Here is a 16,557-nt window from a genome sequence, read left to right on the forward strand (position 1 = left end):
TTCCTATGAATCAAAACATTTTACAAACCAGGTCATTTAACCTTTATTACCATTCAAAACAACTATCTTTTGAAAACATAACTCTTATTAGTAAAACCAAAAATGAAGCTAAGCTGATGTTGTTTTTCATTTCATTTTCCTCCTTAAACTGCTTAAGTATTTGTGTTTCTCTTGCTTTGTTCAACAATAGCCTATCGAGAAGGATGATGTCACTTTTTATGTAAGATGCTCTAACACAGAACTTATCGTGTTAGGAAATGTTACACAACAAATTCCTTTTCATAAGTTTTATGGAATAATAGGTGATATTTACGGTTGCCATAATCGACATAATTAACTTGCGGGGGTATTTAGAATGGATAAGCAAAAACTCGTATTGATAGGGAATGGAATGGCGGGTGTGCGATGTATGGAGGAAATTTTACGAGATGCACCTGATCTTTATGAGATTACAATTTTCGGAGCGGAACCGCACCTAAACTATAATCGAATCCAATTATCAGCTGTATTGCAGGGGAGTACGACATTTGATGATATTACAATCAATGGTCGAAATTGGTATAACGAACAGAACATAGAACTGTTTACTGGTGAAACGGTCCTAAAAATAGATACAGAAAAACAAGAGTTGCTAACGGATAAAGGTCGAAGGCACCCCTATAATCGACTTATCATCGCAACAGGTTCCATGCCATTTCTTCTCCCTATACCCGGTAAAGATATGGATGGAGTAGTTACGTTTCGAACTATAGAAGATTGTCAGAAAATGATGGAAACAGCGAAACACTATCATAAAGCGATGGTCATCGGAGGGGGTGTCTTAGGTTTAGAGGCTGCCAAAGGTCTGCTCAATCTTGGTATGGAAGTAACCGTTGTTCATAATGGGCGACATCTTATGGAAAGACAATTGGATGTAACAGCTGCAAAACTGTTGCAAACAGAACTAGAAAAGCAAGGCTTGCGTTTCCTTTTTGAAAGAGAAACAAAGGAAATTTGCGGAAGCAATCGCGTAGAAAGAGTTTCCTTTAAAGATGGTACCGAAGCAGCTGCTGATCTGGTTGTGATGGCTGCAGGGGTGAGACCCAATATCCAACTAGCTAAAGAAAGTGGAATAGCGACGAATCGAGCCATCCTTGTCAATGATTATATGGAAACAAATATCCCCAATATTTATGCTGTCGGTGAATGTGTGGAACACCGGGGAATGGTCTATGGGTTGGTAAAGCCTCTTTACGATCAAGGGAAGGTGTTGGCAAAACGAATTTGCGGACTTAGAGGAAATGGATACGAAGGAACTGTTCTTTCGACACAATTAAAAATATCAGGAGTAGATGTGTTTTCGGTTGGACAGTTTTCATGTGACGAAAGATTGCGGTCGATTGTAATCTTCGATGAGTTAGATGGCGTTTATAAGAAATTGGTTTTTGAAAAATCCCGAATGGTTGGCGCTGTCTTATTTGGAGACACGAGTGACCGTACAAGATTGCTAGACATGATCATGAAAAGACAAGATGTATCAGACTTGGAGAAAGTTACTCTTTTTCAAGCATTAAATAGGGATGTGAATTCGGTCGCTTCTATGGCCCATAGTGAAATGATTTGCAATTGTAATGGGGTGGCGAAAGGGACAATTATAGAAGCGGTTCAAAAAAACGGATTAACGACAGTCGACCAAGTGAAGAAATGTACAAAAGCCTCGGGGGCATGCGGGGGCTGTAAACCATTAGTAGCTGATTTACTCAACTACATTCATAGCAATGAATTCAATGAAGTCATTGAACAAAAATCAATGTGCTCCTGTACAACACTCACGGAAGATGAAGTGGTGCATGAGATGCAATGGCAAGGATTAACAACGGTACAGGAAGTGATGGAATTCCTTGGTTGGGAGAATAAGGAAGGATGTTCTACCTGTCGGCCTGCTTTAGCCTATTATTTAGGCATGATCTATCCGGAATATGAGAGGAAGCAAGAAAACCTATATATTTCCGAACAAAGGATGGCCATTATTCAGAAGGATGGGACGTACACTGTCATCCCTCAGATGTACGGTGGAAAAACTTCCGCAGATCAATTGAGAATGATTGCCACGGTCGCCGAGAAGTTCGGCATTACAAATATCGCTGTCACTAGTGAACAAAGAATTCATTTGATGGGCGTAAAGAAAAAAGATTTGTCTGCTTTGTTGGCAGATTTGGATATGCAAGTAAGTTCTACTTACGGAAATATGGTTCAAAATGTAAAAACGAGTATCGGAGAGCATATTTGCCATTGTGACAAACATTCATCAATGGAGCTGGCTGTCAGTCTCGAAAAAAGATTAGAATTTCTCATAACTCCCTATCGAGTAACATTAGGCGTCTCTGCTTGTTTGCATAACGGTGCCGGTTCAACGACGAAAGATATCGGTGTAATTGGAACTGGACTCGGCTGGGAAATATATGTCGGTGGCAGCAGCGGGAGAAATGTACGTGCAGGTAAGTTATTGTCCCTTGGAACGAAGAATCAGGATGTAATCGAAATCATTTGTGCTTTTATTCAATATTATCGTGAGACAGCCAATTTCCTCGAACGGACGTGGCAATGGATCGAAAGAGTCGGTTTAGTGCATGTGAGAGAAGTGATTTTTGATTTTGAACTTCGTCAGCAATTATTACTTCGGTTAGAGAAGGATACAATGTTCCGCAAAAGGTTCAGTGGAAAACAAGTGTCTGGAATAGAAATCAACAACCAACAATAGAAAAGGGTGATCAGCTTGACAGAAGCGCTATTAAAGTATTTTCGGACAAAGGAACAAGAAGTGAAATCAGAAAAAAGATACGACTCTCAATGTCCTTACTGTAGTATGCAATGTAAAATGCAATTGATTGAACAATCGATTGTGTCGAGAAAAAAATATATAACCATCGGAAAAGACAATCCAACATCGGAGGGGCGATTATGTGTAAAGGGTATGAACGCCCATCAACACGCTTTCCATAAAGAGCGTTTAAAATACCCATTGGTAAAAATCAATGGAGAATTTGTCCGAGTGTCCTGGAAGGAAGCTCTGAATCATATTAAAGAAAACTTTATGAAGATTCAGGGGGAATCTGGTCAAAATGCCTTAGCGGTGTACGGCAGTGCGTCAATCACAAATGAAGAGGCTTATTTATTAGGGAAATTTGCCCGCGTGGCCTTAAAAACAAAATACATCGATTATAATGGCCGACTATGTATGTCTGCGGCTGCTTCGGCTGCGAACCAAACCTTTGGGTTGGACCGAGGCTTCACGAATAGCTTGGCAGAAATTCCATACACTCGTTGTATCATTTTAGCAGGGACGAATATTGCTGAATGTCAGCCGACGATTATGCCCTATTTTGAAAGAGCAAAAGAAAATGGCGCCTATATCATCGCTATAGACCCGCGTGAAACAGCCACAACGAAACTAGCAGACTTGCATTTAAAACCTAGACCAGGTACGGATGCCGTATTAGCAAATGGGCTATTGAAAGTGATGATTGAGGAAAATTATGTGGATGAAAAGTTTATTCAAGAACGTGTGAACGGGTTTGAAGAGGTTAGAGAGTATGTATTATCCCTCAGTATGAAGGAAATTGAAGAGACTACCGGGATACCCATTCACCTTATTCGCAAAGCGGCTGTTAGGTTTGGCAGTGAAGAATCGGGAATGATTTTTACAGCAAGAGGGGTGGAGCAGCATACGAACGGTTCAAAAACTGTTCGTAATTTCCTGAACATTCTGGTTTCCACAGGGAAAATCGGTAAACCGAATTGTGGCTATGGGGCGATTACGGGACAGGGAAATGGACAGGGGGCAAGGGAACATGGACAAAAAGCCGACCAGCTTCCTGGATATCGGTCAATTGAGAATGATGAACATCGAAACTATGTGGCCGGCATTTGGGGGATTGATCCAGATGATTTACCCCGTAAAGGAGTTTCAGCCTATGAAATGATGGAGAAAATCCATGAAGGGGAAATTAAAGGTTTGTTTCTTATGTGTTCCAACCCGATTGTTTCCAATCCCAATGCCAACTTCGTCAAGGAGGCTATGAAAAAATTAACCTTCTTTGTAGCCGTTGATCTGTTCATTTCAGAAACTGCTAGATTAGCAGATGTCATACTCCCGGCCTCTTCCTATCTGGAAGATGAAGGAACGATGACAAATGTGGAAGGACGGGTAACATTACGGGAAGCAAGCTTGCCGTGTCCAGGCGAAGCGAAACATGATTGGCAAATTATCTGCGAACTTGCCCGTGTGCTTGGGAAAGAAGAGTATTTTTCCTTTTCTTCTGCTGAAGAAATATTTACTGAATTAAGGATGGCAAGCCGTGGAGGGACTGCCGATTATTTTGGAATAACATATGAGCGTTTAAGAAAAGAGGGCGGAATATTATGGCCCTGCCCAGAAACAGACCATAGTGGGACGAAACGGCTGTTTGAAACCTCTTTTGCTCACCTGGATGGAAAGGCGGCGATGGTGGTTGGTCCGAACATTGCAGAGATTCCGAAAGAAAAATTATGTGAAGAGTATCCGCTCTATTTAACAACAGGAAGAGTCATGTCACATTACTTAACAGGTGTGCAAACAAGAAAAAGTCCAGCACTAGCGGCAAGAAACATCGAACCATTTATGGAAATCCACCCGGCAACCGCAGCAAAATTTCAGATCCAAGACCAATCATTGGTGAAAATTGAATCACGAAGGGGAAGTGTTATGGTTAGAAGCAAATGGTCGGAAACGATCCGTCACGATACCATATTTGTACCTTTTCACTGGGCAGACTCGCAAAATATCAATCTCCTTGTTTCGAAAGAATTGGACCCTGAATGCAAAATGCCTGGATTTAAAGTCAGTGCTGTTAAGGTGAGCCCAGTAGTTGATTTCCTTACTTAAAAAATTTTCATGTTAGGAGACCTTACATGATAAGTTAATTTTAAAATGGTCTGTGATATAGTTTAGGAAACTTACAAACGGGAGGAAAACTAACATGGAAAAGAAAAAGTTGGTTCTTGTTGGAAATGGCATGGCTGGTGTCAAAACGATTGAGGAGATTATTAAACTATCAAGCGAATCATTTGAGATCACTATTTTCGGAAGCGAGCCTCATCCGAATTACAATAGAATCTTACTTTCAAAAGTATTACAAGGAGATACAAATGTAGAAGATATAACACTTAATGATTGGGATTGGTACCGAGAAAACAATATTCAATTATTCACAAGTGAAACAGTGATCAAGGTCGATTCGAAGCGTAAAGTCGTTATTACTGACTTAGGGAGAATGGAGCCGTATGATCAATTGATTATTGCGTCGGGATCTCTTCCGTTTATCTTACCGATTCCGGGAGCTGAAAAGGAAGGGGTAACGGCTTTTCGGGATATTAAGGACACAGATGTCATGCTTGAAACTTCGAAAAAGTATAAAAAGGCAGCCGTGATTGGTGGAGGTTTACTCGGGCTTGAAGCGGCAAGAGGTCTTTTAAACCTAGGTATGGATGTTTCGGTCATTCATCTCGCCCCATATTTGATGGAGCGCCAATTAGATCCGCAAGCAGGGAAGTTGCTGCAAACTGAATTAGAAAAACAGGGAATGAAATTTTTATTAGAAAAACAAACCCAAGAAATCTTTGGCGGCGATCGCGTAGAGGGACTAAGATTCAGCGATGGAACGTCGGTTGATGCTGACTTAGTTGTCATGGCTGTTGGCATCAAGCCAAATACGGAATTAGCCAAGGTAAGCGGGCTCGCTGTCAATCGAGGTATTGTCGTGAACGACTATATGCAAACGAGTATTCCTGATGTTTATTCTGTAGGGGAATGTGCAGAGCATAACGGAACAGTATACGGTCTAGTCGCCCCTTTATATGATCAAGGAAGAGTATTAGCAAAACAGATCTGCGGGTTGGAAACCAAAGGTTATCATGGATCTGTTTTATCCACACAGTTGAAGGTCTCTGGGGTAGAAGTGTTTTCAGCTGGAGACTTTATCGAAGGCGAAGGAAAGGAAGCCATCAAGGTTTTTGATGGTAATGACAAGATTTATAAGAAGATTGTGCTCCAAGACAATAAAATTGTTGGTGCCGTGCTGTTTGGTGATAGCAGTGAAGGAAATCGTCTCTTTTCGATGATTCAAAAGAAAGCGGATGTTTCTTCAACCACTAAGGTATCACTTTTACAACCGCTAAATGATGATTTTGGAAGTAGTTTAGTAGCTTCCATGAGTAACGAGGAAATTATTTGTGGCTGTAACGGTGTTTCTAAAGGAGCGATTATCGAGGCGATTCAGAATCAAGGATGTTCCTCTGTTGATGAAATTAAAGCCTGTACAAGTGCTTCCCGGTCTTGCGGCGGATGTAAACCGCTTGTCGCAGAAGTATTACAGCATACACTTGGTTCGGAGTTTGACGGCTCTATCCAGCAAGAAGCGATATGCAGCTGTACTGATTTATCTAGAGATGAAGTTGTGGAAGAAATTAAAATAAAAGGGTTGACCCATATCAAGGAAGTCATGAATGTACTTGGTTGGAGATCTGATGAAGGCTGCTCAAAATGCCGACCGGCTCTGAATTACTACTTAGGGATGGTTCATCCCATCGATTATCAGGATGAAAAGGAATCCCGGTTTGTTAATGAACGGATGCATGCAAATATTCAAAAGGATGGAACCTATTCGGTTGTACCACGAATGTATGGCGGTGTAACAAACGCCCAAGACCTGCGCCGAATTGCTGACGTGGTTGAAAAATACGATATTCCGTTAGTAAAACTAACCGGCGGGCAACGAATCGACTTGCTTGGAGTAAAAAAGGAAGACTTACCAAAAGTGTGGACAGATTTGGATATGCCGTCAGGGTTTGCGTATGGGAAATCGCTGCGTACGGTGAAAACCTGTGTTGGAGAACAGTTCTGCCGCTTTGGGACCCAAGATTCCATGGGACTGGGAATCGACCTCGAAAAGAAATTTGAAGGACTACAAACACCGCATAAGGTGAAAATGGCTGTTTCCGCTTGTCCGAGAAGCTGTGCAGAGTCTGGGTTTAAAGATATTGGTTTTATTGGAATTGACGGCGGCTGGGAGCTATATGTTGGTGGAAATGGCGGGACCCACGTACGCGGGGGAGACCTATTATATAAAGTAAAAACATCAGAAGAGGCCATGGAGATCACTGGTGCGTACCTTCAATATTACCGTGAAACAGCTAATTACTTGGAACGTACTTCGGCTTGGATTGAACGTGTTGGGTTAACACATGTACGATCTGTTCTAGAGGATAAAACAAAGCGTCAAGAATTAAATAAACGGATGGAAGATGCTCTATCGGTAATTAAGGATCCTTGGAAAACTATTACTGAAGATAAAACAGTAAGAAAAGAATTGTTTGAGAACGTAGTAATGTCTTAAAACATACAGCTAAAGGAGGAAATCATCCAATGATTAAGAAAAACGTAGAAGTGGTGTCAATCGGATCTGTAAAGGACCTGCCAGAACGATTAGGTAAAACTGTTATTGTCGGGGAAAAGGAAGTTGCAGTATTCAAATTATTAAACGGAACCATTCGTGCTGTAGAAAATCGATGTCCGCATAAAGGCGGTGTCCTGAGCGAAGGCTTGGTAAGCGGAGAATTTGTATTCTGTCCGATGCATGATTGGAAAATATGTTTGGATAATGGAAAAGTCCAAGAGCCGGATACTGGCTGTGTGAAAACCTATCAAACGAAAATAGTTGGGGAAGAAGTGTTTCTCCTCATCGATTAGTTCATATAAAGGAGGTCAGGTTCAAATGACCGATAAAAAGGGAAAAGTTTATATAGTTGGAGCCGGGCCTGGCGATCCTGATTTAATCACGATTAAAGCAATGAAATGCCTAGAGCAGGCAGATGTTATTTTATATGATCGATTAGTCAACCCGGTCTTACTAAGTTACGGTAAGGCTGATACAGAGTTGATTTATTGCGGAAAAGAGCCCGGGAACCATTGTGTTTCCCAGGACTCCATCCATGAGATATTACTCGAAAAAGCCAAGGCTTGCAAAACGGTCGTTCGTTTAAAAGGAGGCGACCCGTATATTTTTGGCCGCGGTGGTGAAGAAGCTGAAGTATTGGTTCAAAATGGAATCGAATTTGAAGTGGTTCCAGGGATCACATCTGGAATTGCTGCTCCAGCTTATGCGGGAATACCAGTCACTCACCGTGAACTGAGCCGATCCTTTGCCATGGTTACAGGTCATTGTTTGAACGGTCAACCCAATAATATACGCTGGGAACATCTCGCCCACGGCGTTGATACTTTGGCTATTTATATGGGTGTCAAACATCTTCCATATATTAAGGCCCAATTGCTAGCCTGCGGGAAGGATTCGTCTACACCGATTGCTGTCATTGAACAAGGGACAACAGGGAACCAACGAACAGTTGTTGGTACACTAGAGACAATCGTTGAAGTAGTAACAGAGAAACAAATTACCAATCCAGCCATGATTGTAATCGGAGAAGTGGTGAAACTATCGGATAAACTATCGTGGTTTCCTGAAAAGATTAAAGACGAGATACTTTTATAAGGGATTTGGGAGTTTATAATGAATATTATAGACTCTTTTTTTTCCCTTTTAATCTGGCAATCTAGAAAGAAGTGCAAAATTTTTATTGGTAATCAATTATTTCCATTGAATTTAGGTAGATTTTTTTGCTATTTCTCTCCATAATAATATTTATTGATTTTAATAGAGGAATAAATCAAATTATGTCGAATTGCATAAGTAAATATACCTAAACAAGAGGGCTGAACCATGAATAAATCCGGTCAAATTATCCTGGTGCTGATTTCGATTCTTTTTACCAGCTACCAAAAGATTTTCGATCATCTACCTTTTTTCTCGATTGACTTTTTTCTGTTTACCCTAATTGCCTGGGTGGTGGGATGGCAATATGATAAGGCACGCTACTATGAAAAAAAGGCTCGAGCGAGTGAAGAAAGCTATAAGAAATTGATCGATTCATTGCCTGCACCTGTCTATGTTACGCGGAATCATAAATTAGTATATGTAAATAAAGCAGCGCTTAGCATGATTGGTGCTGGGAACCTTGAAGATTTGACGGGGAAGTCCATTATGGATTTTATTGCTCCTGAATATCGAAGCCGGATGCTTGAACGATTTAAACAAATAAAGAAAGAAAAGCAGCCTGTTCACACCATTGATTACAAAGCCAAGCGATTGGATGGATCCACTTTTTTATTTGAAGTATCTTCTTTATTGATCGTTTTTGGTGGGAAAGAAGCCATCTTGTCCATTGGGAAGGACATAACTGAAAAAAGTGAAGAAACTGAACGCCTCATTCAAAAGTCTGAAAAATTAGCGCTGTTAGGTCAAATGGCAGCGGGAATAGCCCATGAAATACGAAATCCTCTCACCTCGATCAAAGGTTTTATTCAACTGTTAAAAACCAGCACCCAGAAAGAGGAATATTTTGAGATATTGTTATCTGAACTCGACCGAATCAATGAAATCGTCGGGGAATTTCTGGTCCTGGCCAAACCTTCAGCAGCCGTCTATAAGACACAAGATATTAGAATCCTCTTAAAGGATGTCATCACCTTAATAAACAACCAATCACTTTTGAATAATATTCAAATCAATGTAGATTTTGCTCCTGATTTACCGTTGATCAGCTGTGAGGAAAATCAATTAAAGCAAGTGTTTTTAAATCTACTTAAAAACGCGATGGAAGCGATGCCTAAGGGTGGATCTATCCATGTGGCCGTAAAAGAAAAAGAAGAGGGAAAAATATCGATTCAGATTATCGATCAAGGGATCGGTATCCCACAAGAACGGATTTCTACTCTTGGAGAACCATTTTATACAACTAAGGAAAAAGGAACGGGTCTCGGCTTAATGACCTGCTACAAAATAATCGAAGGTCATAATGGGACGCTAAATATTTATAGTAAAATGAATGAAGGAACAACAATTGAAATCATTTTACCAACGATTACTCAGCCGTTATTGAAGATGGAAGTGAGCCATTCTTAGTGAATGGCTTGTTCTATGTAGATGAAAAAATGATAAACTATCCTATAGATAGTCGATTAATCGGTTTTGGAGGAAGTTATGAAAAAGAATATGTATGTATTTTGGGGTCTAGTCATCACGACGTTAATTTCAGCACTTGATGCTAATATTATGCAAACAGCCAGTCCGACCATTGTTAAACAACTTGGTGGCATGGAGTTATTTGCATGGATATTTGTTGTTTATATGTTAGCTAGCACTGTTACTGTGCCGTTATACGGTAAATTATCGGATATGTATGGCCGGAAAAACCTGTTAATGTTTTCCGTGGGCTTATTTACACTAGGTTCCATTCTTTGTGGGATGGCGAATTCCATGGTCACGCTGATTATATTTAGGGGAATTCAAGGTTTAGGTGCAGGTGGGATGATTCCACTTTCCATGATCATCGTAGGTGATTTGTTTACAATTGAACGTCGCGGGAAAATTCAAGCGGTATTTAGCAGTATTTGGGCCATCTCATCTATTGTTGGTCCCATACTAGGATCTTTCTTTGTGGAAGCATTAACATGGAGATGGATATTCTTTATAAATATTCCCATCGGTATTGCCAGCGTGCTTTGTTTGCTGCCCTATAAAGAACAGATGGAATTTAAGAAAACACATATTGACTATAAAGGTTTCTTCTTATTCGGGATTTCTATTACGCTATTATTGTTATCTACTAATATAGAACACTCTATCTGGTTATTGATTCTAGGAGTCATTGGTTTAATTGTCTTTGTTTTAGTAGAACGAAAAGAATCCCATCCGTTCCTTCCTGTTTCATTATTTAGGAACAAGGGAATTCTGATGACGAACCTTTTCATGTTAGTTTATTGTTTGGCCTTTTTTGGAACATCTAACTTTATTCCTTTGTACCTGCAAGAAGGCAGTCACATGAGTATTTATAAAAGCGGGCTCATCCTGCTAAGTATTGCCGTTGGCTGGACTTTCGGAAGCACCCCTGCGGGAAAGTGGATCCTTCGCTTTGGGTATAAGCTCCTTTTTATTATTGGAAGCTTCATCACAACAGTTTCAGGCTTAGCATTATATTTGTTCATCACAGATATATCTTATGTTAGCTTGTTTATCATCTTAACGATCCAGGGTGTTGCTTTTGGTTTGTTGTTTGCAGTAGGAACAATCGCATCCCAAGAATTTGCTGAAGCCCACATCAAAGGGATGTCCACCTCATTGCAAATGTTTTTAAAAAATATCGGAACTTCCATCGGAGTTACTGTTATGGGACTGATCATCAATCAAGCTGTAAACATCCATATTGGAATGAAAAACTTATTTCTATATGCACTGATATTAAGCTTAATTAATATTGTAGTAAGTTTCTTAATCCCTGCAAAAACAACCACTTCCAGTGAGAATAACTAGCCTATATGTTTGATAAACGATAAACTGCCCTTATGAATCCCTCATGAGGGCAGTTTTTTTTCACTATTAATCTATTTAAGAATTTCCTTAAATTCTTTCCCCTTCTGGACATAGTGATCGCTAGACATCTGCAGCAGGTCCAGGTCCTTTTGGGTTATTTCTCTCACCACTTTACCAGGAGACCCCAACACTAGGGAACGAGGAGGAATTTTAATACCGCCAGCTAACAGTGTATTGGCCCCAATAATACAATCTTCACCAATCTCAACATTATCTAAAAGCGTCGAACCCATTCCAATAATGCATCGCTTACCAACCTTACAGCCATGCAAAATAACATTATGGCCAATTGTCACGTCATCTGCAATTTCGACCGGGAATCCTTCGAACAAATGAATTGTTGAATTATCTTGAATGCTGCACCGTTCACCGATGATAATTGGTCCGTCATCCCCGCGTAGTACCGCGTTAAACCAAACGGAAGAATCCTTTCCAATTCTTACATCACCAATTAAATAGGCACCGGGTGCTACAAATACTGAGTCATGGACAACAGGGGAAATACCTTTGTAAGGGATAATCAACTCAATCTCTCCTTTTAACAATCAGAATTATCTTTCTATTAAACTAAATATACCACGAAAAAATGGCCAAGAAGGGTTTTTATCATCAATTTGAATCTATTTTCGTTAATAATGAATTATTTGCATCTTTTTTTCATGATAGAATCTTCAAAACGCCAAAAAATTTTGCGTATATTGATAAATTATTTATTTTGCGCAAAATTAATTTGCACCAAATCCAATGAAAACCCTTTATTTGTGCAAAAATACAAGTTGGCACATAACTTGCATATTTAATTGATGTAGCAAACGACAAGGGGGAACAACCATTGAAAACATATTCACATGAACCATTTACAAACTTCGAAGATGAAAAAAATAAACAGGCCTTCCAAGATGCACTCGCCTTTGTACAAACACAGCTTGGCAAGGATTATCCAATAGTCATCGGTGGAGAACAGATTACAACTGAGGAAAAAATTATTTCTATTAATCCAGCAAATAAAGAAGAAATCATTGGTCGAGTATCAATGGCAGATCAAGAATTAGCAGAAAAGGCGATGCATGCCGCAGTAACCACATTTGAAACGTGGAAAAAGTGGAGACCAGAACATCGTGCCAACATTTTATTCAAAGCAGCCGCCATTTTGCGCCGCAGGAAACATGAGTTTTCAGCTTATCTAGTGAAAGAAGCCGGAAAACCATGGAAGGAAGCGGATGCAGATACAGCCGAGGCGATCGACTTTATCGAGTATTATGGCCGTCAAATGCTTCAATTAAAAGAAGGTTCACCGGTAAATAGTCGAAATGGGGAATTTAACCAGTACAACTACATCCCACTAGGTGTAGGAATTATTATTTCACCTTTCAACTTCCCATTAGCGATTATGGCAGGAACCACCATTGCAGCAATTGTTTCGGGTAATACAGTTCTTCTTAAGCCTGCAAACTCAACACCAGTAGTTGCCGCAAAATTCGTTGAGTTAATGGAGGAAGCAGGTCTTCCAGAAGGAGTGTTAAACTTTGTGCCAGGTAGCGGTGCGCAAATTGGTGATTACCTTGTTGATCATCCAAAAACACGCTTTGTATCCTTTACAGGTTCACGTGAAGTAGGCTGCCGTATTAATGAACGGGCCGCGAAGGTTCATCCAGGTCAAAAATGGATCAAACGTGTGATAGCTGAAATGGGTGGTAAGGACACAGTGGTTGTTGATAATGATGCTGATTTAGATTTAGCTGCTTCAAGCATTGTATATTCCGCTTTCGGTTTTTCAGGACAAAAATGTTCGGCAGGTTCTCGAGCAGTCATTCATCAGGATGTGTATGACGTCGTGCTTGAGAAAGTTGTGGCACTAACAAGAACACTTACGCTTGGAAATCCTGAAGAGGCCACTACTTATATGGGACCTGTTATTGATGCAAAATCGTTCAAAAAAATCATGAATTATATGGAAGTAGGCAAGCAAGAAGGCCGACTTATGACGGGCGGCGAAGGCGATGATTCTAAAGGGTACTTCATCCAGCCGACAATCTTCGCTGACTTAGATGAAAACGCACGCCTTATGCAAGAAGAAATTTTCGGACCAGTTCTTGGTATGTGTAAAGCCCGTGACTTTGACCATATGATGACCATTGCTAATAATACGGACTATGGTTTAACGGGTGCATTAATTTCGAATAATCGCGAACATATTGAACGCGCACGCGAAGAATTCCATGTGGGGAATCTGTATTTTAACCGCACTTGTACAGGTGCGATTGTTGGATACCAGCCGTTTGGCGGTTTCAATATGTCTGGAACAGATTCGAAAGCGGGCGGTCCAGAATATTTACTGCTTCATATGCAAGCGAAAACAACATCTGAAACACTTTAATAACTACATCATTGATCCCTCGGGTGGGTTCGGGAACTCAACCTACCCGAGGTAAATAGAGGAGGAACTATCATGACAGTCTCAGAAACTACTAAAACGAATCAAATTATTGAACAAACACATAAATTCGGTGCCAATAACTATCATCCACTGCCAATCGTTATTGCGAAGGCGGAGGGTGTTTGGGTGGAAAGTCCAGAAGGAAACCGTTACATGGATATGCTAAGTGCCTATTCAGCAGTGAACCAAGGACATCGTCATCCAAAAATCATTCAAGCATTGAAGGACCAAGCAGATAAGGTCACACTTACTTCTCGTGCATTTCATAATGATCAACTCGGACCATGGTACGAAAAAATTTGTCAATTAACCAATAAGAATATGGCCCTCCCAATGAATACTGGTGCAGAAGCGGTTGAAACGGCACTTAAAGCAGCCCGTCGCTGGGGTTATGATGTAAAAGGCATTGCTGAAAACCAAGCAGAAATAATTGCCTGTGTAGGAAATTTCCATGGCCGGACGATGGGTGCTGTTTCCTTATCATCAGACCCGGAATATAAGCGCGGCTTTGGCCCAATGCTGCCTGGAATCAATTTAATTCCTTATGGTGATCTCGAAGCATTGAAAGCTGCCATCACACCAAACACAGCTGCATTTTTAATTGAACCAATTCAAGGTGAAGCCGGGATTATCTTACCGCCAGAAGGCTTTTTGAAAGCGGCATCAGATTTATGTAAGGAAAACAAGGTATTGTTCATTGCGGATGAAATTCAAGTGGGCTTAGCGCGGACAGGTAAAATGTTTGCCTGCGATTGGGAAGACGTAAATCCTGATATGTTGATCTTAGGTAAAGCATTAGGCGGCGGGGTATTCCCAATTTCCTGTGTCGTGGCAAATTCTGATGTATTAGGTGTATTTAATCCAGGGTCCCACGGGTCAACGTTTGGAGGAAATCCATTAGCATGTGCCGTGTCACTTGCTGCTTTGGAAGTGATCGAGGATGAAAAACTAGCAGAACGCTCGCTAGAATTAGGCAAATACTTCTTTGAAAAATTACAGTCCATTACCAATCCAAAAATTAAATCGGTAAGAGGCAAAGGGTTATTTATCGGGGTTGAACTTACAGAAGCCGCAAGACCATATTGTGAGCAATTAAAAGAAGCAGGTTTATTATGTAAAGAAACCCATGACACAGTGATTCGTTTCGCACCACCACTTACCATTACAACAGAAGAAATCGATTGGGCCTTTGAAAAAATCAAAACGGTTTTAAGCTAATTTAAAAATATATATAAAACTATAAACTATTATACGACGGGGTGTCAGGCATGTCAGTGAAACCAATGGTAACTGAAATGGAAAAACAACAACAAGAAGAACAAGAATCTTTAAATCTATTCAATTCAACACAAACGATCATCCAACAAGCTTTATCTAAATTAGGCTATAACAATGAAATGTACGAATTATTAAAGGAACCGATTCGTTTATTAACTGTCCGCATACCAGTAAAAATGGATGATGGTTCTGTCAAAATATTTACAGGCTATCGTTCTCAGCATAATGATGCGGTTGGTCCAACAAAAGGCGGTGTCCGTTTTCATCCGGAAGTGGATGAGGAAGAAGTAAAAGCGTTGTCCATATGGATGAGCTTAAAGTGCGGAATTACTAATCTTCCGTATGGCGGCGGGAAAGGCGGGATCATCTGTGATCCTCGCAACATGTCTTTTAGAGAGCTTGAAAGCTTAAGCCGCGGATATGTCCGGGCGATTAGCCAAATTGTTGGCCCATCGAAAGACATTCCTGCACCCGATGTTTATACCAATTCACAAATCATGGCATGGATGATGGATGAATACAGCCGTTTACGTGAATTCGATTCACCAGGTTTTATTACTGGGAAACCAATCGTCCTCGGCGGATCACAAGGTCGTGAAACAGCCACTGCACGCGGTGTAACGATTTGTATTGAAGAAGCATTGAAGAAAATTGGTAAGGAACTTCAAGGAGCGCGCGTTGTCATTCAAGGATTTGGGAATGCTGGAAGTTACTTGGCAAAGTTTATGCATGATTCTGGGGCGAAGGTAGTTGCCGTTTCCGATGTATATGGTGGTATTTATGATCCAAACGGACTAGATATTAATTACTTACTGGACCGAAGAGATAGTTTCGGTACCTTCTCAAAGCTCTTCAAAAACACAATCACCAATCAAGAACTACTAGAATTAGATTGTGATATTCTTGTTCCGGCAGCCATTTCAAACCAAATCACTGCCAAAAATGCGGCCAATATTAAAGCACCTATTGTTGTCGAAGCAGCAAATGGACCAACAACACTTGAAGCAACAAGAATTCTTACTGAACGTGGAGTCATTCTTGTACCAGATATACTTGCAAGTGCAGGCGGAGTAACTGTCTCTTATTTTGAATGGGTGCAAAATAATCAAGGATATTATTGGACCGAAGAAGAAGTAGATGAAAAGCTTATAAAAGTAATGGTTGATTCTTTTGAAAATATCTATCAAACAGCTAAAACACATCAAGTAGATATGCGATTAGCAGCATATATGGTTGGTATCAGAAAAGTTGCTGAAGCGTCTCGTTTCAGAGGATGGGTATAAAAGAAATTATAAGACGAATCGCCCAACGTTTGGACCGAGAAATCTTGATCTGTTC

At 40.4% G+C, this 16,557-nt stretch carries 11 protein-coding genes; 10 read left to right on the forward strand and 1 reads right to left on the reverse strand.

What is annotated here, in order from left to right:
* The first annotated feature begins 355 nt into the window (after window positions 1-355).
* The 7 genes from nirB (AC4QJR_RS13955) to AC4QJR_RS13985 all read left to right on the forward strand — a co-directional run bounded on the left by nirB (AC4QJR_RS13955) (window position 356) and on the right by AC4QJR_RS13985 (window position 11,444).
* Window positions 356-2,740: a nitrite reductase large subunit NirB gene (nirB, locus tag AC4QJR_RS13955; RefSeq protein WP_496523191.1), complete on the forward strand. Its 2,385-nt coding sequence runs from the start codon at window positions 356-358 to the stop codon at window positions 2,738-2,740.
* 15 nt (window positions 2,741-2,755) lie between these two features.
* Window positions 2,756-4,903 (forward strand): assimilatory nitrate reductase catalytic subunit NasC, encoded by a 2,148-nt coding sequence (gene nasC, locus AC4QJR_RS13960; protein WP_496523192.1) that lies wholly within the window; start codon window positions 2,756-2,758, stop codon window positions 4,901-4,903.
* Window positions 4,904-4,997: 94 nt separating this feature from the next.
* Complete coding sequence (nirB, locus tag AC4QJR_RS13965) at window positions 4,998-7,412, forward strand: nitrite reductase large subunit NirB (protein ID WP_496523193.1); 2,415 nt, start codon at window positions 4,998-5,000, stop codon at window positions 7,410-7,412.
* 29 nt (window positions 7,413-7,441) lie between these two features.
* Window positions 7,442-7,765, forward strand: coding sequence for a nitrite reductase small subunit NirD (nirD, locus tag AC4QJR_RS13970; RefSeq protein ID WP_496523194.1), 324 nt, complete (start codon window positions 7,442-7,444; stop codon window positions 7,763-7,765).
* Between the two features lie 25 nt (window positions 7,766-7,790).
* Window positions 7,791-8,567, forward strand: coding sequence for a uroporphyrinogen-III C-methyltransferase (gene cobA, locus AC4QJR_RS13975; protein ID WP_496523195.1), 777 nt, complete (start codon window positions 7,791-7,793; stop codon window positions 8,565-8,567).
* 228 nt (window positions 8,568-8,795) lie between these two features.
* Window positions 8,796-10,037 (forward strand): ATP-binding protein, encoded by a 1,242-nt coding sequence (locus tag AC4QJR_RS13980; protein WP_496523196.1) that lies wholly within the window; start codon window positions 8,796-8,798, stop codon window positions 10,035-10,037.
* 78 nt (window positions 10,038-10,115) lie between these two features.
* Window positions 10,116-11,444 carry an MDR family MFS transporter gene (locus tag AC4QJR_RS13985; RefSeq protein WP_496523197.1) on the forward strand — a complete coding sequence of 443 codons (1,329 nt, stop codon included), beginning with the start codon at window positions 10,116-10,118 and terminating at the stop codon, window positions 11,442-11,444.
* 71 nt (window positions 11,445-11,515) lie between these two features.
* Here the strand turns inward: AC4QJR_RS13985 and AC4QJR_RS13990 are convergent, their stop codons facing one another.
* Window positions 11,516-12,028, reverse strand: coding sequence for a gamma carbonic anhydrase family protein (locus AC4QJR_RS13990; protein WP_496523198.1), 513 nt, complete (start codon window positions 12,026-12,028; stop codon window positions 11,516-11,518).
* Window positions 12,029-12,336: 308 nt separating this feature from the next.
* Here AC4QJR_RS13990 and pruA point away from each other — a divergent pair, with 308 nt between their 5' ends.
* The 3 genes from pruA to AC4QJR_RS14005 all read left to right on the forward strand — a co-directional run bounded on the left by pruA (window position 12,337) and on the right by AC4QJR_RS14005 (window position 16,502).
* Window positions 12,337-13,881: an L-glutamate gamma-semialdehyde dehydrogenase gene (gene pruA / locus AC4QJR_RS13995; protein ID WP_496523199.1), complete on the forward strand. Its 1,545-nt coding sequence runs from the start codon at window positions 12,337-12,339 to the stop codon at window positions 13,879-13,881.
* Window positions 13,882-13,953: 72 nt separating this feature from the next.
* Entirely contained in the window at window positions 13,954-15,159 is a 1,206-nt protein-coding gene (locus tag AC4QJR_RS14000; RefSeq protein WP_496523200.1) for an ornithine--oxo-acid transaminase, read from the forward strand.
* A 77-nt stretch (window positions 15,160-15,236) separates the two neighbouring features.
* Window positions 15,237-16,502 (forward strand): Glu/Leu/Phe/Val family dehydrogenase, encoded by a 1,266-nt coding sequence (locus tag AC4QJR_RS14005; RefSeq protein ID WP_098574756.1) that lies wholly within the window; start codon window positions 15,237-15,239, stop codon window positions 16,500-16,502.
* Window positions 16,503-16,557 lie beyond the last annotated feature (55 nt).

It is taken from the genome of Neobacillus sp. BP17, from assembly GCF_059579525.1.